Below are 15,873 nucleotides of genomic sequence, written 5' to 3'. Positions count from 1 at the left end.
GGTCTATCTCTGTTTGGGGCCTTTCCCCTCGGACACAACCATCGCTGAGCCGCCGCCGCGTCGCTCCGGCTCAGCGGCAGCTGTCAACAGGCCGTCCTCACCGAACTCGATCGCTGTCGCCGCCCCGATCTCTGCCGCCGACGTGAAGGCATCACCGGCCGGAACCAGCGTGTGGCCAAGGGTGGATAACCCATCGTCATATGCCTCAATGAAGGCAGGCTCTGCCGTGACATTGAGGGTGTTCCTTTGCGCCGCCCGCGGAGCTGCCAACGCCTCGGAGACACTCATGCCCAGGTCCACCCGGTTGAGGATGGTCTGCAGCACCGTGGTGATGATGGTTGACCCGCCGGGCGATCCAAGCGCCAGGAACGGCTTCTGATCCTTCAGGATGATGGTGGGCGACATGGACGACCGGGGACGTTTGTTGGGCTGAATCCTGTTGGGGTCGTCCGGGTTGTACACCGTGGTGAAGTCAGTGAGCTCGTTGTTCAGCAGGAAGCCGCGGCCCGGAACTACAATGCCTGATCCGCCTGTTTGCTCAATCGTCAGCGTGTACTCCACGACGTTGCCCCAGCGGTCGGCGACCGTCAGGTTCGTGGTGGAGATGTTCTCGGTGTCCGTCTCCTCGGCGAGCGGTGCATCGGAAGGCGGGCACGCGCCGTCGTAATCCGTGACGTCGCCGGGAGCCACCGGCTTGGTAGCCGCTGCAGCCGGATCAATCCTGCACGCACGTTCCTTGCCAAAGACATCGTCAAGCAGCGCCGCAGTGGGAACATCCACAAACTTGGGATCGCCCACGTAGGCTCCACGATCCGCGAACGCCAACGCGCTCGCCTCCAGGTAGTGGTGGAGTGCGTCAGTGGTCTCCATGCCGGCAAGGTCGAAGGGCTCCAGGATGTTCAGGGCCTCACCCACGGTGGTTCCACCGCTGCTGGAGGGTGCCATTCCATAGACGTCATACCCGCGGTACTCGACGTGTGTGGGGTCTTGATCGAGTGCCTTGTAGTTCGCGAGGTCGTCCGTTGTCATGAAACCCACCGGTACAGGCAGGTCGGTGTCACCGGATGTGGGCGGAGCCTGAACCGTGGCCGCGATCTCCTGGGCCAATGCCCCGCCGTAGAAAGCGGCAGTGCCGTCCTTGGCGAGCAGCCGGTACGTTTCGGCGAGTTCGGGGTTCTTGAAGACGCTTCCGACGGCGGGAGCGTCACCGCCGGGCAGGAACAGGTCCTGGGTGGAGGTGAAAGTGTCAAAGCGCAGCTTGTTGTCCAACGTCTGCTGGCGGAAGGTCTGGTCCACCACAAAACCCCGGTTGGCCACCTTGATGGCAGGCTTCAATGCCTCGCCCAGGCTGAGGGTGCCCCAACGCTCAAGGGCTCGTTCCCACGTGGCAGGCGTTCCGGGGACGCCGACGGAGACGCCGCTGGTGACCAGATCCGGGGTGAACGGGTAGGGCTTACCCGTTTCCGGATCGATGAAGGCGTCCTCGGGCATGCCTGCCGGTGCTGTTTCACGTCCGTCGATTGTCCCCACTTGCTGGGTCTTGGCGTCGTAGAACACAAAGTACCCGCCGCCGCCAATGCCGGCGCTGTACGGTTCTGTCACACCCAGGGTGGCGGCTGCTGCGACGGCCGCGTCGGCTGCGTTGCCGCCTTTCCGCAGGACTTCTATTGCGGCGGCGGACGCCTCGGGGTCCACGGTGCTCACTGCGCCGCCGTAGCCGGTAGCTGTTGGGTTCTTGTCTGTTTGGCGCGGATCGGCGAAAGCCGGGCTGGCTACCGCTCCGCTCGTCACGCTTAGGGCCAAGGCTGCTGTGACAGCAGCCAGTCGACGTCTCACTTGTGTCATGGTTTCTCCCAGGATTTCCAGACGAAGGTGCGGGTGGACGGTCCGGTCACCCTATCGCGGGGGTTTTTGAGGTTCAACGGTTGACAGGTGCGGCGAGGTGGGCCAAGAGCGGAACGCGGTTAGTTAGGTTAGCTATCGAGGCAGCTTGCCAGAGTGCCTCAGGACCGCCCCCCGCTTGGCCACCAGCCGGAGCGGTGTCCGGCCCAGCTCAACGGTGATCTCCTGCCCCAAGGATGCCGTGAGCCGGTCTTCTTCCATGCCGTCGCCGAACACCACCAACTGGTCCGACGCCACGGTGATCCGCATAGACTCGCCGGCTAAAAGGGCACCTTCCGTCAACGAAGCTCCCGTGACGGGGGAGGGCCACGCTTCCCGCACGAACCAGGCCAATCGGGGGTCTGTTGGAGCCGGCAGCGTCCGGCCTCCCCGTTCCAGGGCGATCGAGGCGCACCATCCGGTGGCTCCTGTCCCGGTGGAAACAATGAGCCCGGAGGACGATTGGCGTTCGCTTGCAGGCTTCCCGTCAGCGCGAGGCGCCGTTAATTGGTACCTCGCCGACTGGTGCGAGGCGTGGCCGACGAACACTTCATTGAGCGCCGAAAGCTGCTGGCCGTCGTCGAGCGTTGCCGTCACGGTGGTGAGGTCCTGGCAGGGGAGGCCCGCCGAATCGGCGGCGGCCAGGAGGGCTGCCGCCTGGGCTGGAGAGTGGTTCACCAGGACACCGGGGTTGGTGCCGGGTTCGGGGTCGATGCCGAGCACCGGCTGGCCGTTGAGGTACTTGGCGACGTTGGCCACCAACCCGTCCTGTCCCACCACGGCGACGATGTCGTCGTCGGCAAGGAGGAAGCGGCTCAGGTCGGCACGTTCGACGTCGGCCTGCCGCCACTCCGCCGGGATCGAGGCGCGCATGGCGGCCAGGGCTGCGGTGAGTTTGTCGTGCCGGTCCTGGACGTCCTGCAGATTGCGCCCCCGGGTCCGGAGGAAGAATTCTGCCTGTCCGCGGGTGGCGTGCCGGTCCAGGAGTTCCTGGAGTTCGGTGCGTCGATGGACGAAGACGATCCGGGGGTTTGCCATTATCGGTCCTCATAGTTGGTGACGGTTACAGCGGGATAATTGGTGACAGGTGCAGTGGGATATTCGGTGACGGGTGCAGCGGTGTCTTTGAACAGCCCGGCCAGTGCGCCTGTGAGCAGGTCGGGGGTGATGGTGAGGTTGCCGATGTTGGGAAGCGAGCCGGCGGCGTCCCGGATCGCCAGTGCCAGCAGCGTTGCCTGGTCCATGTCGCGGTAGACCTGCATGGTGGCAGCCTCGCGGGCGGCGGCGGCTTCTCCTACCAGCCGGATCTGGTTGGCTTCCGCTGCGGCGCTGATACCGGTTCGCTCAGCGGACCCTTGGGCCTCGATCAAGCCAGCGGCGGCCTTTTCCTCCGCAGCCCTGCGGGCGTTGGCACCTTCCTGCGCCACCAGCCGTTCGCGCCGGGATGCCAGTTCGATCTGGCTTGCCATCTCATTCTCGGAGATGGTCCGTTCACGTTCGACGGCGACTGCGCGCCTTTCGTACACGGCCCGGTCGGCTTCGGCCTGCAGCTGTTCGCGAACGGGTGTTTGGAGGGCCCGTTCGACGTCGGATTCGGGCCGGACCGCGAGTACCTGAACGCCGAGGATGTCGATGCCGGTGGACTGCAGCCTCGCATCGGCCCGCAAGGCCTCGGTCAGGAGCAGGCGGAGTTGGGAAACTCCCCGTTCCAGGGCTTCGGCCAGCGTGGTGGTGGCGATCTGGTCGATCGCGTGGCTCTGGCAGAGCTGGCCGATGATGGTTGACACCTGTTTGCGCCCGGTTGCCGCCGGTTCACCTGCAGGGTGGAGCCCGAAGTCGAGTCGGTTCGATACAGCCACGGGGTCGACGAAGCGGTACGTCACGTTGGCCTGCACGCTGACGTCCTGGTGGTCGCGGGTGATGGCGTGGAACAGGGTGGGCAATTCCTGGTCGTCCACGGGAACTTCACTGAGGACGGAGTCGGCTTGGCGGAACCAGAAGGCCTGGCCGACGCCCTGGTGCCGGACCTGCCCTTTCTGCAGGTGGACTACGTAGCCGGTGGGGCTGCCGAGGAAGTGGTTGATCCCGGGGTAGCGCTTGATGGTTGCCATGGTGTGCTCCTTCTCGTTTGTTCTCGTCACTTTGACGATAACTACAACTTAGGCAACAGTCGTCTTTATTGTCAACTTGACGATAATTGCCTACGATTGCTGCATGCCTTCGAATGCCCCTGCCCGCTTCCCAGTGACTGTGGATGTCGTTGCCCTGACTGTCCGTGAGGGCAGCTTGAACGTCCTGCTGATCACGCGCCTCATCGAGCCCTTCCGGGGCCAACTGGCCCTCCCTGGCGGGTTCGTCCTTCCGGGTGAGGACCTGCTCGAGGCGGCGACGCGGGAGCTCGCCGAGGAGACCGGCGTCGAACGCCTTCCCGGCCACCTGGAGCAATTGGGGAGCTACGGGCCCAAGGGTCGCGATCCCCGGGGTGAGATCCTGACGGTGGCCCACCTGCTGCTCGCTCCGGACTTCCCCGTACTGGCTGCGGGCAGCGACGCCGAGAAGGCAGCGTGGTATCCGGTGAGGGCGATCATGGACGGTGAGGTGAGTCTCGCCTTCGACCACGCGCGGATTCTGCAGGATGCGCTGGAACGGGCCAAGGCCAAGCTCGAGTACTCACCATTGGGCGCAGCATTCTGCGGGGAAGAGTTCACCATAGCCCAACTCCGGTCCGTGTATGAGGCTGTATGGGGAACGCGGCTTGATCCCCGCAACTTCCATCGAAAAGCCACCGGAACGCCCGGCTTCCTGGAGGACACAGGCCGCATGACCGCGGGCGACGCGGGACGGCCGGCAGCGCTGTTTCGCCTCACCCCGGAAGCACGCCCGACGGCGGGTCAACCCACCCGTGCGATCCTCAACCCGCCGCTGATGCGGCCACGGGACTAAACGCGGCCTTCGCCCAATAGGCTCTGGACAGCTTCCGGCTCGTGGCTGCACTCTATTCTGAGGGCTTCAGCAGCGGGGCCCTCTCTGGAGGCATTCATGGGCAGGTTCGGTGACTTTCTCGGCACGGCGATGCACCGCAGTACGCCCCAGACCGGAGCCTTGCCGTTGATAACCCAGCCCCAATCCATGGTGGTTCCCAAGCTGGCTGAAATCGTCGGTGGCGTGGTTGCCATGCTGCGGGAGGACGGCCGCAGATCCCTTCCGGTGGTGGATTCCCGCTCCTCGGCTCCGTGGCCCGGCGTTTACGTCCTGGGACACATCGCCGGAGCGGATGACGACGGCGGTACGGCCTTCGCGGAGGTGGCCATGGACGGCTCGGGCCGGCTCGCGCTGTTCCAGCCACTGGAGGTGGCCGCCAGGGGGTCCCGGTTGGTTCCTGTTAGCTCCTCCAGCCTGGAGGCCAGATATTTGAAGCAAGTGGGCGAGATCCGGCCCACCAGCGAACAGGGTGCATTTCCCATCACGTTGGACCGGACCGGTGAATTGATGATCCTGCCTTTGTGGCGGCCCGAATATACGGCGGAGGTGCCCTTGAGGGAGTACTTGTACTCCCTGGCATCCGAGGCCGGTGGAGTCCTGCCTCCCGGCTGAGGCCCCGGGCCAAGGTCCGGGCCTAAGACCTTGCGGTGCTGGCCGGAGCGAGGGCCACTGCATCCCTGAGCCGTTCCAGCGTTTCCTCGGCCGAGCCGTTGGCATCCACCTCAACGAAGTCCGGGAATTCGGGAAGCGAGCGGTAGGCCGCGCGGAAGGCCTGCAGATCGGACAGTGTCTCCCGGTCAGTGCCACGCCGGGTGACGCGTTCCTGCGCCACCCGGGGGTCGACGTCGAAATGGACGATGAGGTCCGGCGCGGGAAGTGCGGCCAGCAACCACGGCAGGAAGCGGCCGCGCCCCAGTCCGTTGGCCTGGCGGAGGGCCAGTTGGCAATGCAGGTGGCGGTCCATCACCACGGTCCCTTTGAAGAAGCGGGCGCGGGCATGCGACACCACGACGTTGAAGATCCGGACAGTGGTCTCAATGGCGTCGACCAGGCGGGGAGGCAGGTGCCAGCCAAAGCGGGCGCTGAGGAGGGATAGCCGGCGCCGGGCGGCATGGTTGCTGAGCAGCAACGCCTTGGTGCCGCTCTTCTCCAGCGTCGTGGTGAGGGCGTTGGCCGCCGTCGTTTTTCCGGACCCGTCTATGCCTAACAGAACAATGAGCATGTGGCCTCCCTTCGTCTTCCGTACAACGCCGAACGGCGCGAACTTGTGCCGAAATATGGCCGGGATCACTACTGTGCCGTGTGGTGACGTCCGCCTATCATGATGCTGTGCACGTACTTTGGTAAGCCGGATTTGTTTGAGCCGGCGGTCTTAGGGGTAAGTACGGAACAAGGAGATCATTTTCTCCGTTCGGTGCCCGTTGATATGGGGTGGATCTCCTATTGGAGTCCCAGCGGACGCCTTCCTAACTGGACAAATTTGTTTGAAGGGATGCGTAGCTACATGAACACTCTTTTAGTGATTGCCGGTGTCATCGCGATCATCTTGCTCCTTGTTGGCGGATTTAACCAAGCCTTGAGCTTCCTGCTGTGGGTAGGAATTATCCTGCTTGTTCTGGCTCTCATTGGTTGGGTGCTTGGCAGGGGCCGGTCGCGCGTATGACCACTGATCCAACCGAAGTTGCCGGCTTTAGCCAGGTGCACGACGGAATCACCACTCCGGGACACCCGATCCCACGGGATTTGGGGGCTCCGGAGCAGGATGAGCAGGTTCCGGTGGATGATTCCGGGGGTGGCCCCGAGGACGCCACGGATGCCGGAGAGAATCAATCGGCAAATCCGGCGGGACCGGCTGAAGAAAAGGATGGGCAAACTGCGGATGACCGCGGTTTGACCACCGAAACCAATCCAACGGATTGACCAGGGTGCGGCCGTGCAGGGAACTGTGCGGCCGCATTCCGGTTCTCCGGGCTTTTCCCCGGCAGTACATCCGTTATTTGAGAGGTAAAAATGCGTATCGGTTCAATTATCGGGCTGATCGTTGTTGTGTGGCTGGTGATTGGTGCAATTGCGGCAGGCCAGCGCGGCTATTACAACGCCCCGCCTGCCCAGTGCTCGCAGTTCGCTACGATCGCGCTGAATATTGTGGCGGGCCCGTTGAATTACACGGGGCTGGACCCGCAGGGCGGCTGTGAAGTTCCCCAGCCTTCTTAGGGCCGGTGTACATCGTAGTGCCTTACCCGGCAGATTACTAAGTTTGCTGATTAATTACGTCCGATCATGGACAGTAAGGCTACTGACCTTATAGGTTCGAGGAGTTCATAAACAGTTCCACCGCTTTGGAAAGGACAGGTCGCATGGACAAGCAGAACGCCACACCGGAAGAAGAAGTGGGCGGCTACGGTACCCCCACTGCGGAGCAGGAAGCCGGCGGAGGCCAAGCCCAGCCGCGGGTGGAAGAAGACCTCAGCGAGGCAGGCCTGAGCCAGGACAGCCCCGACGGCGAAACCTACGCCACCGGCGCGCCCAACCTGAGCCACCTGGATCCGGAAGATTCCGACAGTGCGGGGGAGCCCGGCGCCGGCCGTTTTGGCGGCACGGATGAGCAGTACCACACGGAACAATCCACGATCCCGGACGAATCAGGTTCGGAAACGGCGTCGGACATTCCCGACGGAAGCGGCAATGACCTTCCCCCGGAGGAGTCCCCCAAGGACGACGACGGCGAAAGCTTCGACGCCGGCTGAGCAACCGCGCTGACGCGCCCAAGACCGGCGCGCCTGCGGTTATGCAGCCAGCCGGCTGGCGCGCCACCGGCAGTCCAACCCACCGACACCATGAAACATTGAAGGAGCACCACCTATGGCTACCGTCAATAAGTCAGTCGACGTAGATGTCCCCGTATCCGTGGCCTACAACCAGTGGACACAGTTCGAGACGTTCCCGGAGTTCATGAACGGGGTAGAGGCAGTCCAGCAGATTGATGACACCGCCCTGCATTTCTCCACCAACGTGGGCGGCGTCAAGCGCGAGTACAACGCGCAGATCATCGAGCAGGTGCCGGATTCCCTGGTGAGCTGGGCCAGCGTGGACGGCCCGCGCAATGCGGGAACAGTGAGCTTTGAGCCACTGGATGCCGGCCGGACGAGGGTCAACGTGGAGATCGAATGGGAACCCGATTCCCTGGCGGAGAAGGCCGGGTCGGCGGTAGGCGCCGACAGCCTGCGCGTTGGTGCCGACCTGGACAAGTTCAAGAAATTCATCGAAGCCCAGGGGCATGAAACAGGTGCCTGGCGCGGCACCGTCAGCGGTGGCGATGTTGATGAAGCAGGAGGACCATTGGTTTAACCGCTTCTCCGGGAGGGCCGGCCAACGAACGGGCCGGCCCTCGCGGGCGCCCTACGGAAATGCGCAGTGAGGAGATTACGCCCATGGCAGCTTCCAGCACGGTTGAGGCAGAAAGAAAGTTCGACGCCGATACCTCCACTCCGCTTCCCGACCTCACGGGGGTGAAGGGCGTCGCACGCGTCGGTTCCCCTGCCACCCACACCCTTGAGGCCGTCTATTTCGATACGCGGGACCTGGCTCTGGCAGCCCGTGGCATCACGCTTCGGCGGCGTACCGGAGGACCCGACGCCGGATGGCACCTCAAGCTTCCCCACAGCCCAGGGCGTCGAACAGAAATCCAGGCGCCGCTGGGCCAAGTGGACACCGTACCCGTGGAACTCCTCGACCGGGTGCTGGCCTTTTCGCGTGGACACGCACTCAAGCCGGTGGCAACGCTGGACACCCAGCGCACAACGTACGCACTGTACAGCGACGATGACCAGCGGTTGGCCGAGTTCGTGGACGACCACGTTGTGGCGCGCCCCGCCCACGACAGCCCTGCTCCACAGGAGTGGCGGGAGTGGGAAGTGGAGCTGAACGGGGCGGTCGGGGATCACGACGATGCCCTGCTGGACGCAGTAGCTACCCGCCTCGTCCAAACCGGCGCACGCCCCAGTGAACGGACCTCAAAGCTTGCCACGGCCTTGGGCGATACGTTGCCTCCTGCCAAGGGCAGCGGCCGGGAAGTGCCCCGGCCCAAGGGCCCGGCTGTGGTTCCGGTGCTTAACTATCTGGACGGGTTGCTGGCAAAGGTCCTCTTTGAAGATGCCCACGTCCGGATGAACCGGGACGACGCAGTCCACCAGATGCGGACCCTGACCAGGCGCCTGCGTTCTGTGCTGCGCAGCTACCGCAAGTTTTTCAAGGCAGCCCCCGTGGCCGAACTCGAATCCGAGCTGAAATCGCTGGCCAAGACCCTGGGCCGCTACCGTGACGTTGAGGTGCTGCATGCCCGGCTCCGGAAGGACCTGGACGACCTGCCGGTGAAGCTTGTACTGGGACCCCTGCAGGCCCAACTTGATGAACGGATGAAAGTCCGCGCCGACACCGCCCTGGCTGCCATCCGTACACGGCTCAACAGCCCTAGGTACTTCCGTCTCCTGGACAAGCTTGAAGCGTTCCTTGACGCTCCACCGGTAGCTCCGGGAGGAACCGGACCGGCGCGGAAAACCACCGCCAAGTACGTCAACAAAGCCGCCAAGCGCGTAGCCAAACGCCATGACGCAGCGGTGGGTGCCGCCGTCGGGCCTTCCCGCGACCTGGCGTTCCACGAGGTCCGGAAGGCTGCCAAAAAACTGCGGTTCGCTGCCTCTGCCGTGGAAAGCGTGCACGGAAAGCCGGCACGGAAGATGGCTGACGCAGCACACGGGATCCAGACGGTCCTCGGCGAACACCAGGACAGCGCCGTGGCACGCGCGGAGCTGCTGAAACTCGGCTCGGCGCCGGGCGTGGGAAACGCCGCCTTCACCTACGGTGTCCTCCACGCTGCCGAACGCCAAGCAGCCGATGCTGCCCAGCAGGAGTACCTGCGCGGCAAGAAGAAAGCACGGAAACTGCGCCTCAAGAAGTAAGGAATTAGCCCTCCGGAACCTGGCCCCGGAGGGCAATTTCTCCCCGGGACTATTTCTTCAGGAAGGCCAGAAGCGCTTGGTTGATCTCGGCTCCGTGCGTCCACAGCAGGCCATGCGGGGCGCCTTCGATCTCCTGATACTCGGCGCTGGGCAAAGCTTCCTTGAAACGGCGGCCGGTGACGTCGATCGGCAGGATGTTGTCTGCCGTGCCGTGGACAATCAGGGCCGGAACATCGATCTTGGGGATATCGGCCCGGAAGTCCGTGAGCCACGTGGGCTGGGCAGCGACGGACGCGAAGGCTCCCGAGCTTGCCGCCAGGTTCCAGCTGGCATCCAAGGACTCTTGGCTGAGCCGCTCGGTCCCCAGGAACGTTTCCGTGTTGTAGAAGTTCTTGAAGAAGTCAGTAAAGAACGCGTACCGGTCCGCCTTCACGGCATCTGCCAGACCGTTAAAGACATCCTGCGGAACGCCGTCCGGGTTGTCGTCGGTCTTCAGGAGGAACGGCTCCAGCGAACCAAGGAACACGGCTTTGGCTACGCGGGCTGAACCGTAGGTGCTGATGTAGCGGGCAACCTCCCCGGTACCCATGGAGAAGCCCACCAGGACTGCGTCGTTCAGGTCCAGGGTTTCCAGGACGGTCTTGAGGTCGGCCGCGAACGTGTCGTAGTCATAGCCAACGGTGGGTTTGCCCGACTTTCCGAAACCCCGGCGGTCATAGGTGATGACCCGGTACCCGGCGTCCAGCAGGGCAGCAGTCTGCTTTTCCCATGACGAGCCGTCCAGCGGATAGCCGTGGATCAGCACCACTGCCTGTCCCGACCCGTGATCCTCGTAATAGAGCTCAATCTCAGTGCTGTTTTCGTTTCCGACGGTGATGTAAGCCAAGACTTCGGTCCCTTCATAGCGGTTCTGGGGTGGAACGTTTCCAGCCTACGTGGCCCGCCAACCCGCTGTGCAGGATCCCGGCAGGGTGGTGTTCCCACCAACAGCATCGGCGCACACTGGTTGCCGCCGGCGCCCCGGTGGATTCTTGGATCACCGCCGATGACGATCCTAGGAAGACCCATGCCACTCGCCCTGCGTCCCACCAGCAGCTACGCTTCCATCGACGAGCTCCTGGGTGACGGAAGCCGCCGTTTCTTCAGCCATGGCTATAAGTCCACCAATCCCCGGCTGAGTTCCCTCCGGGTAGTCCACACCCTGGCAGAATCCACCTTGACGGCCCGCGCCGCACTGGGCCTGGACGGCGTCTGGTCCGTCAAAGGAAACTCGGAACAGGTTCCGCATCTTGGCACCACGGACGTCCTGGTCCTGGCGTGCAGAATGGCCGAGGCCCTGCTGGCCAGCCGCTATTCCCCGGATCTGTTGCCGACGGCCCGGCTGGCCTCCGTGACCATCTCCGGAGGCAGCGAACCGGTGGAAGGCCTCTTGGGCGACCTTGAATGCCGGGCAACCCTTGAAGACGGGGCGGCAGGCTCGGTGATCCGGTGCTCCGTGGCGTCCATGGGCGCGGTGCTGGAAATCGACCATCAGCCGGCCGGGCTGGGGCTTGCCTCAGTCCAGTCTCCGACAGAAGAGGCCTTGGTGGGTGAGGCCGGTTCGCGTCTCTACGGGCAACTGTGGGCCCAACGGCAGGTCTCCTTGCTGGACGTGGTCCTGGACGGTGACGGTAACGCCCGGGCCGGGCTGTCCTTCCGCGAACAACCTTCGCTGGGCCGGAACTTGGGTGACCGCCGCGGGTTGGAAGCTGCGTACCCCCAGGCGCTGTCCGCCGTCGAGTACTTTGTAGGGTCGCTGCAACTGGGGCAAGTCCTCCTGTACCGGCTGGACTCCATGGACCGGGCCAACAGCAACACACTGTGGATGCGCCGGACCCGCATCACCCTCAACGTTCCCTGCCCGAAAATCGGGGGCGGGCAGGGTACTGAACTGACGGTCCGGCTGAAGAAGAGCCGCCTTATCGAAAAAGACGGCGGAGTGTGGCGTTGCGCCGACGTCGTGGGAACGTTCGACGGCGGCGAGGTCGTCTGCAGCGTCGCCCACCGTCTTCCCGTGGCGGCTGGCGTCCCTGCGACCGTTGGGGTAGTGAAATGAGTACTGCTGTTGTCCGGGGCCTTGGTGGTGCCCTGCCGGGAAAGGTGGTCACCAACCACCATCTCTCGGCCGTCATGGACACCACCGACGAGTGGATCCGGCGCCGGACGGGAATCGTTGAGCGCCGCCACGCCGATGAAACAGAGAGCACCAGCGTGCTGGCAACCCTTGCGGGAGAACGCGCCCTGGCAAGTGCCGGGGTCGACTCTGCGGGGCTGGTGATTGTGGCGACCTCGACGCCGGACAAAGTCTGCCCGGCCACGGCACCAAAGGTTGCCGCCAACCTCGGGTTGAATGGGGTCGCAGCCTTCGACATTTCGGCCGTGTGTTCGGGATTCGTGTACGCCCTGGCTACTGCCTCATGGGCCATTGAGTCGGGGTCAACCTCTTCTGCGCTGGTGATCGGAGCCGACACGTTCACGCGGCTGCTCGATCCAACGGACCGGACCACGTCCGTGATCTTCGGTGACGGGGCAGGGGCGGCGTACCTTGCCGCGGGCACTCCGGACCAGCCCGGAGCCATCCACGCCTCCACCTTGCATGCGGACGGCGACGGGGAATCCCTGATCCAGGTTCCGCGGGGCGCCGGTTCATTCTTTGAAATGCAGGGCAAGGAAGTCTTCACCCAGGCGGTCACCGCCATGTCCGGATCCCTGCAGACCGTGCTGGACTCTGCAGGTTGGACTGCTGCGGAGGTCGATTCGTTGATAGCCCACCAGGCCAATCTCCGGATCCTGAACGCCGTGGCCTCCGTGGCCGGGATCCCGGCCGCCAAAGCGGAGGTGCATTTGGACAGGGTGGGCAATACGTCCGCTGCCTCCATTCCGCTGGCGATGACCGACGCCGCCACCAAAGGACACCGGACACCTGGAGACAGGGTGCTGCTCACGGCCTTCGGCGGAGGCACCACCTGGGGAGCCATAGCCATGACCTGGCCATCAATCTCGGTGGTCGACCCGCACTAGGGACGGCTGCCAACTCCTGCCGGCGGGGCCGCGCAGGACCACCGTGGCGCCGGTTGCTCCCGGCACACTGAAAAGGGGGAAGAACAATGGAAATCACCGCTCTGGACGTCATCAAGGCTATCCGGTCCACCATGGACGAACTCAGCCATATGGGACCGGACGACGCCTTCGCAGACCTCGACATCGACTCACTCTCACTGGTTGAAGCGGCCGTGATCATCAGCAACAAGTTCGGCGTCCGCGTTGATGAATTCGAACTCACGGAAGCAGGAACTGCCCGTGAGGCCGCCAACCTGGTCACCGGCAAACTGGCCTTGCAACCCGCACTCTGACCACCTCTGCCACCGCCCACAACCACACAACACAGCAAGGACACCCATGACCATTCCCGCAATCGCAGTTCTCTACTATTCAGGCTCGGGCCACACCAAAGTCCTGGCGGATGCCGTCACGGCCGCTGCCGCAGCCACCGGTGCCACCACGGCACTGTTGCGCGTTGATGAACTTGACCAGGAAGCCTGGGATTTCCTTGACGAGGCTGATGCCATCATCTTTGGTGCCCCCACCTACATGGGCACCGCACCGGCAGCGTTCCACGCATTCGCCGAAAAGACCGCCGGTCGGTGGGCCGTCCAGAAATGGCATGACAAGCTCGGGGCCGGCTTCACCAACGCAGCGTGCAAAGCCGGAGACAAGAACTCCACGCTGGACTACTTCGCTACATTCGGTGCCCAGCACGGCATGAACTGGATCAACCTGGGCCTCCTGCCCGGTTGGAAGAGCACCAAGGGTACGGAAAACGACCTCAACCGCTTTGGCTACTTCAACGGGGCCGCCGCACAGACGTTCTCCGACGTCGGTGTTGACGGCGTGCATCCGGCGGACATCGCAACGGCTGAGCATCTGGGCCGCCGGGTGGCGGAGATCACCGCTGTCTTCGCGGCCGGTAAGACCGCGCTGGAACGGGAACTGGTCAGCGCGGGGGCCTGAACCGCTACGGAAAGCCCGGTGACATCCGGTGTCGCCGGGCTTTCTGCTGTTCCCCCTGGTCCTGGTAGGGCTCTGCCAGGGTCGTTTCCACCAGCCTCATCACTGCGGGGTTGCCCACGTGAAAAAGGTGGCCACGCCCGGCTTCCACCACCGGCGGAGCCGCCGTACACCAATCAGCCCAGCGCGCCGATTCCGACGCCGGCACCACGGGATCGTCCCGGCCCACCAGGACCGTAGCAGGCACTTCCAGTTGGCGCGCCGGTGGCCTGCCTTGGTAGCTGCCAAGAAGTGCCAGATCCTCCTGGAGAACCTCCAGGGCACGCTCCGACAACGTGCCGGAAACACCCGGCTCTGCCAGGACGGCATCCGCCCATACGGCGGCGGGGACCTTTCCGGTGGCGGCAGCACCGGCGTCGGGCGTCACCGGCAGGAAGCCCGACGGCGGCCGGGCGGCTGCGAGGAAAACGTGCGCCACGGTGCCGGACTCCTGGAGGCGGAGCGCCACCTCGAAGGCGAGCACGGCACCCATGCTGTGCCCATACAGCGCAATGCGCGGAGACCGGGATTCCTGAACCCGGCTTGCGATGGAGTCAGCCGCCGCTCCGAACGATGCAAAGTTCCGGCCACGGTAGCCGGCCTTGGTAACGGTGACTCCTTGGAAGCGCCACCCAGCGAAGCTTGCAGTGGTTCCGCCCGCGTGGTGCAGGCAAAACAGGTGCATGCCGCTAGCTGAAGGCCAGCCGGTGCCGGTCGTGCTCGAGCCGGGAAGCGGCGACGTCGTCCATGTGTTCCTCGGCCCATTCCTTCATGTCGAAGATGATCCGCAGGAGCGACCGGCCCCGCGGAGTCAACTCATAGTCAGTACGAACGGGCACGGACACGGTGACATGGCGCAGCACCAGACCGTCACGCTCAAGTGACCGGAGTGTGGACGTCAGCATCTTCTGGCTGGCACCCGGAATTTTCTTGCGAAGGTCGCTGTGCCGTTGCTGGCCGCCTTCCAGGGCGAGCATGACAAGGGTTACCCATTTGCTGCTGATCGCTTCAAGGAGTTGGCGCGCGGGGCAAAGGTCCAGGGAAGCGTTGTAGTGCTTCCGGGCCTTCTGGCGCTTCTGTTCAGCCGTGAGAGTCATTTCCCCAATACTTTCCTCATCAAGTGGACTGCTGGGCACAGCTTACTTGGGGCGTGTGACAGTCCGGGAAACAACGACTCAAACCTTAACCGGCGGCACCTCCGCGGCAGGCATGAGCCGCCCACCGACCAGCATCGACTCACCGGCCAGGGCCATGAACGGAAGGTCCGAGCTGTGGTCCCCGTAGGCGTAGCTTGCGTCCAGGTCCACACCGGACACAGCTGCGTGCCTCCGGACAGCGCGCGCCTTGGCTTCACCAACCAGTGCTTCGCGGATACCGCCGGTGTACCGGCCGTCGGTGACCACCGGTTCCGTGCACAGCAGCTCCAAGGTGGGCCACCGCCGTCGTACATGCTCCAAGGCCGGCGCGAACGATGCCGTGACGGCCACCAACTGCCGCCCCGCAGCGGCGTGGGCATCCAGGAGTGAGGCCACTGGCTCAAGAAAAGCCCAGTCGTCCGGCGAGCCGGCCTGGGAGTCGGCCCACAGCCCGCCGAGGTGCCGGATCCCGTCCACGGCACGGCCGCTCCACCAACGGAAGTACCGGGCATTCGTTACTGAACGCGGCACACCGTTCGCGGCTGATGACCTGAGTCCGGCCAGGAAATCCTCCGCTTCGGCGCTGCGGCCCTGGCGCGCTGCATCGAAACGGAGGAACTCGAAGATCGTGTTGTAGGCGGTGACGGTGCCGTCGATGTCCGTGTAGACGGCTTGAGCGGCGTTGGCCTGCCCACAGGACCGGGAGGTTCGGGATTCTTCCACAGGAAGAATCCTAGGGCGCGGTCCGGTGATGGGAAGCCCTTCAGGGGAGGGCACTTCGAAGTGCCCTAGGCACAAAAAAGTGCGTTCTTACGCAGGTCCGCAGCACC

General features: G+C 64.2%; 19 protein-coding genes. 11 read left to right on the top strand and 8 right to left on the bottom strand.

All coding sequences use genetic code 11. The features are described from left to right. Positions 1-3: 3 nt before the first annotated feature. From ggt to ACUYMZ_RS17510, 3 genes are all read right to left on the bottom strand, one after another. Positions 4-1,845: a gamma-glutamyltransferase gene (gene ggt / locus ACUYMZ_RS17520; protein ID WP_426004127.1), complete on the bottom strand. Its 1,842-nt coding sequence runs from the start codon at positions 1,843-1,845 to the stop codon at positions 4-6. Between the two features lie 132 nt (positions 1,846-1,977). Then, the gene (locus ACUYMZ_RS17515) at positions 1,978-2,919 is read right to left on the bottom strand and encodes a diacylglycerol kinase catalytic domain-containing protein (protein WP_481604863.1); all 942 of its coding nucleotides are present in this window, start codon (positions 2,917-2,919) and stop codon (positions 1,978-1,980) included. Further along, a complete protein-coding gene (locus ACUYMZ_RS17510) occupies positions 2,919-3,992 on the bottom strand; it encodes an SPFH domain-containing protein (RefSeq protein WP_481604861.1) in 1,074 nt (357 codons plus the stop codon). The genes ACUYMZ_RS17515 and ACUYMZ_RS17510 overlap by 1 nt, the downstream gene beginning before the upstream one ends. A 103-nt stretch (positions 3,993-4,095) precedes the next feature. Here ACUYMZ_RS17510 and ACUYMZ_RS17505 point away from each other — a divergent pair, with 103 nt between their 5' ends. Continuing rightward, on the top strand, positions 4,096-4,824 hold the full coding sequence (locus tag ACUYMZ_RS17505) for an NUDIX hydrolase (protein ID WP_481604858.1): 729 nt from the start codon (positions 4,096-4,098) through the stop codon (positions 4,822-4,824). A 96-nt stretch (positions 4,825-4,920) separates the two neighbouring features. Beyond that, positions 4,921-5,475, top strand: a complete 555-nt coding sequence (locus ACUYMZ_RS17500; protein ID WP_481604856.1) for a hypothetical protein — start codon at positions 4,921-4,923, stop codon at positions 5,473-5,475. A 22-nt stretch (positions 5,476-5,497) separates the two neighbouring features. On the opposite strand, the gene ACUYMZ_RS17495 is transcribed toward ACUYMZ_RS17500, so the two are convergent. Next, on the bottom strand, positions 5,498-6,085 hold the full coding sequence (locus ACUYMZ_RS17495; protein WP_481604854.1) for a dTMP kinase: 588 nt from the start codon (positions 6,083-6,085) through the stop codon (positions 5,498-5,500). Positions 6,086-6,522: 437 nt separating this feature from the next. Here ACUYMZ_RS17495 and ACUYMZ_RS17490 point away from each other — a divergent pair, with 437 nt between their 5' ends. From ACUYMZ_RS17490 to ACUYMZ_RS17470, 5 genes are all read left to right on the top strand, one after another. Further along, entirely contained in the window at positions 6,523-6,783 is a 261-nt protein-coding gene (locus ACUYMZ_RS17490; protein WP_426004119.1) for a hypothetical protein, read from the top strand. 90 nt (positions 6,784-6,873) lie between these two features. Further along, positions 6,874-7,077, top strand: coding sequence for a hypothetical protein (locus tag ACUYMZ_RS17485; RefSeq protein ID WP_426004117.1), 204 nt, complete (start codon positions 6,874-6,876; stop codon positions 7,075-7,077). 143 nt (positions 7,078-7,220) lie between these two features. Further along, complete coding sequence (locus tag ACUYMZ_RS17480) at positions 7,221-7,610, top strand: hypothetical protein (protein ID WP_442423780.1); 390 nt, start codon at positions 7,221-7,223, stop codon at positions 7,608-7,610. Between the two features lie 115 nt (positions 7,611-7,725). Then, the gene (locus ACUYMZ_RS17475; protein WP_481604848.1) at positions 7,726-8,211 is read left to right on the top strand and encodes an SRPBCC family protein; all 486 of its coding nucleotides are present in this window, start codon (positions 7,726-7,728) and stop codon (positions 8,209-8,211) included. An 83-nt stretch (positions 8,212-8,294) separates the two neighbouring features. After that, the gene (locus ACUYMZ_RS17470; protein ID WP_481604845.1) at positions 8,295-9,821 is read left to right on the top strand and encodes a CYTH and CHAD domain-containing protein; all 1,527 of its coding nucleotides are present in this window, start codon (positions 8,295-8,297) and stop codon (positions 9,819-9,821) included. 49 nt (positions 9,822-9,870) lie between these two features. Here ACUYMZ_RS17470 and ACUYMZ_RS17465 read toward each other — a convergent pair whose 3' ends face one another. After that, positions 9,871-10,707 carry an alpha/beta fold hydrolase gene (locus ACUYMZ_RS17465; RefSeq protein ID WP_481604843.1) on the bottom strand — a complete coding sequence of 279 codons (837 nt, stop codon included), beginning with the start codon at positions 10,705-10,707 and terminating at the stop codon, positions 9,871-9,873. A 180-nt stretch (positions 10,708-10,887) separates the two neighbouring features. On the opposite strand from ACUYMZ_RS17465, the gene ACUYMZ_RS17460 reads away from it, so the two are divergent. From ACUYMZ_RS17460 to ACUYMZ_RS17445, 4 genes are all read left to right on the top strand, one after another. Next, positions 10,888-11,916 (top strand): AvrD family protein, encoded by a 1,029-nt coding sequence (locus ACUYMZ_RS17460; RefSeq protein WP_426004110.1) that lies wholly within the window; start codon positions 10,888-10,890, stop codon positions 11,914-11,916. Beyond that, positions 11,913-12,881: a beta-ketoacyl-ACP synthase III gene (locus tag ACUYMZ_RS17455; RefSeq protein ID WP_481604840.1), complete on the top strand. Its 969-nt coding sequence runs from the start codon at positions 11,913-11,915 to the stop codon at positions 12,879-12,881. Before ACUYMZ_RS17460 ends, ACUYMZ_RS17455 begins: the two co-directional genes overlap by 4 nt. An 86-nt stretch (positions 12,882-12,967) precedes the next feature. Then, positions 12,968-13,213 carry an acyl carrier protein gene (locus tag ACUYMZ_RS17450; protein WP_481604838.1) on the top strand — a complete coding sequence of 82 codons (246 nt, stop codon included), beginning with the start codon at positions 12,968-12,970 and terminating at the stop codon, positions 13,211-13,213. Positions 13,214-13,259: 46 nt separating this feature from the next. Next, the gene (locus tag ACUYMZ_RS17445; protein WP_426004106.1) at positions 13,260-13,871 is read left to right on the top strand and encodes a flavodoxin family protein; all 612 of its coding nucleotides are present in this window, start codon (positions 13,260-13,262) and stop codon (positions 13,869-13,871) included. A 4-nt stretch (positions 13,872-13,875) separates the two neighbouring features. Here the strand turns inward: ACUYMZ_RS17445 and ACUYMZ_RS17440 are convergent, their stop codons facing one another. The 3 genes from ACUYMZ_RS17440 to ACUYMZ_RS17430 all read right to left on the bottom strand — a co-directional run bounded on the left by ACUYMZ_RS17440 (position 13,876) and on the right by ACUYMZ_RS17430 (position 15,766). Beyond that, a complete protein-coding gene (locus tag ACUYMZ_RS17440; protein WP_481604836.1) occupies positions 13,876-14,592 on the bottom strand; it encodes a thioesterase II family protein in 717 nt (238 codons plus the stop codon). Positions 14,593-14,596: 4 nt separating this feature from the next. Continuing rightward, complete coding sequence (locus ACUYMZ_RS17435; RefSeq protein ID WP_426004103.1) at positions 14,597-15,004, bottom strand: winged helix-turn-helix transcriptional regulator; 408 nt, start codon at positions 15,002-15,004, stop codon at positions 14,597-14,599. A 78-nt stretch (positions 15,005-15,082) separates the two neighbouring features. Next, entirely contained in the window at positions 15,083-15,766 is a 684-nt protein-coding gene (locus tag ACUYMZ_RS17430) for an HAD family hydrolase (protein ID WP_481604833.1), read from the bottom strand. Positions 15,767-15,873: the final 107 nt, after the last annotated feature.

The organism is Arthrobacter sp. T572 (genome assembly GCF_056780115.1).
Note: the sequence above shows the minus strand (reverse complement) of the source record. Positions and strands in the feature narration are given on the sequence as shown.

Excerpts from the sequence above, each read along its gene's own strand:
- ggt (WP_426004127.1), bottom strand. The coding sequence starts at position 1,845 with ATGACACAAGTGAGACGTCGACTGGCTGCTGTCACAGCAGCCTTGGCC.
- ACUYMZ_RS17515 (WP_481604863.1), bottom strand. The coding sequence starts at position 2,919 with ATGGCAAACCCCCGGATCGTCTTCGTCCATCGACGCACCGAACTCCAG.
- ACUYMZ_RS17510 (WP_481604861.1), bottom strand. The coding sequence starts at position 3,992 with ATGGCAACCATCAAGCGCTACCCCGGGATCAACCACTTCCTCGGCAGC.
- ACUYMZ_RS17505 (WP_481604858.1), top strand. The coding sequence starts at position 4,096 with ATGCCTTCGAATGCCCCTGCCCGCTTCCCAGTGACTGTGGATGTCGTT.
- ACUYMZ_RS17500 (WP_481604856.1), top strand. The coding sequence starts at position 4,921 with ATGGGCAGGTTCGGTGACTTTCTCGGCACGGCGATGCACCGCAGTACG.
- ACUYMZ_RS17495 (WP_481604854.1), bottom strand. The coding sequence starts at position 6,085 with ATGCTCATTGTTCTGTTAGGCATAGACGGGTCCGGAAAAACGACGGCG.
- ACUYMZ_RS17490 (WP_426004119.1), top strand. The coding sequence starts at position 6,523 with ATGACCACTGATCCAACCGAAGTTGCCGGCTTTAGCCAGGTGCACGAC.
- ACUYMZ_RS17485 (WP_426004117.1), top strand. The coding sequence starts at position 6,874 with ATGCGTATCGGTTCAATTATCGGGCTGATCGTTGTTGTGTGGCTGGTG.
- ACUYMZ_RS17480 (WP_442423780.1), top strand. The coding sequence starts at position 7,221 with ATGGACAAGCAGAACGCCACACCGGAAGAAGAAGTGGGCGGCTACGGT.
- ACUYMZ_RS17475 (WP_481604848.1), top strand. The coding sequence starts at position 7,726 with ATGGCTACCGTCAATAAGTCAGTCGACGTAGATGTCCCCGTATCCGTG.
- ACUYMZ_RS17470 (WP_481604845.1), top strand. The coding sequence starts at position 8,295 with ATGGCAGCTTCCAGCACGGTTGAGGCAGAAAGAAAGTTCGACGCCGAT.
- ACUYMZ_RS17460 (WP_426004110.1), top strand. The coding sequence starts at position 10,888 with ATGCCACTCGCCCTGCGTCCCACCAGCAGCTACGCTTCCATCGACGAG.
- ACUYMZ_RS17455 (WP_481604840.1), top strand. The coding sequence starts at position 11,913 with ATGAGTACTGCTGTTGTCCGGGGCCTTGGTGGTGCCCTGCCGGGAAAG.
- ACUYMZ_RS17450 (WP_481604838.1), top strand. The coding sequence starts at position 12,968 with ATGGAAATCACCGCTCTGGACGTCATCAAGGCTATCCGGTCCACCATG.
- ACUYMZ_RS17445 (WP_426004106.1), top strand. The coding sequence starts at position 13,260 with ATGACCATTCCCGCAATCGCAGTTCTCTACTATTCAGGCTCGGGCCAC.
- ACUYMZ_RS17440 (WP_481604836.1), bottom strand. The coding sequence starts at position 14,592 with ATGCACCTGTTTTGCCTGCACCACGCGGGCGGAACCACTGCAAGCTTC.
- ACUYMZ_RS17435 (WP_426004103.1), bottom strand. The coding sequence starts at position 15,004 with ATGACTCTCACGGCTGAACAGAAGCGCCAGAAGGCCCGGAAGCACTAC.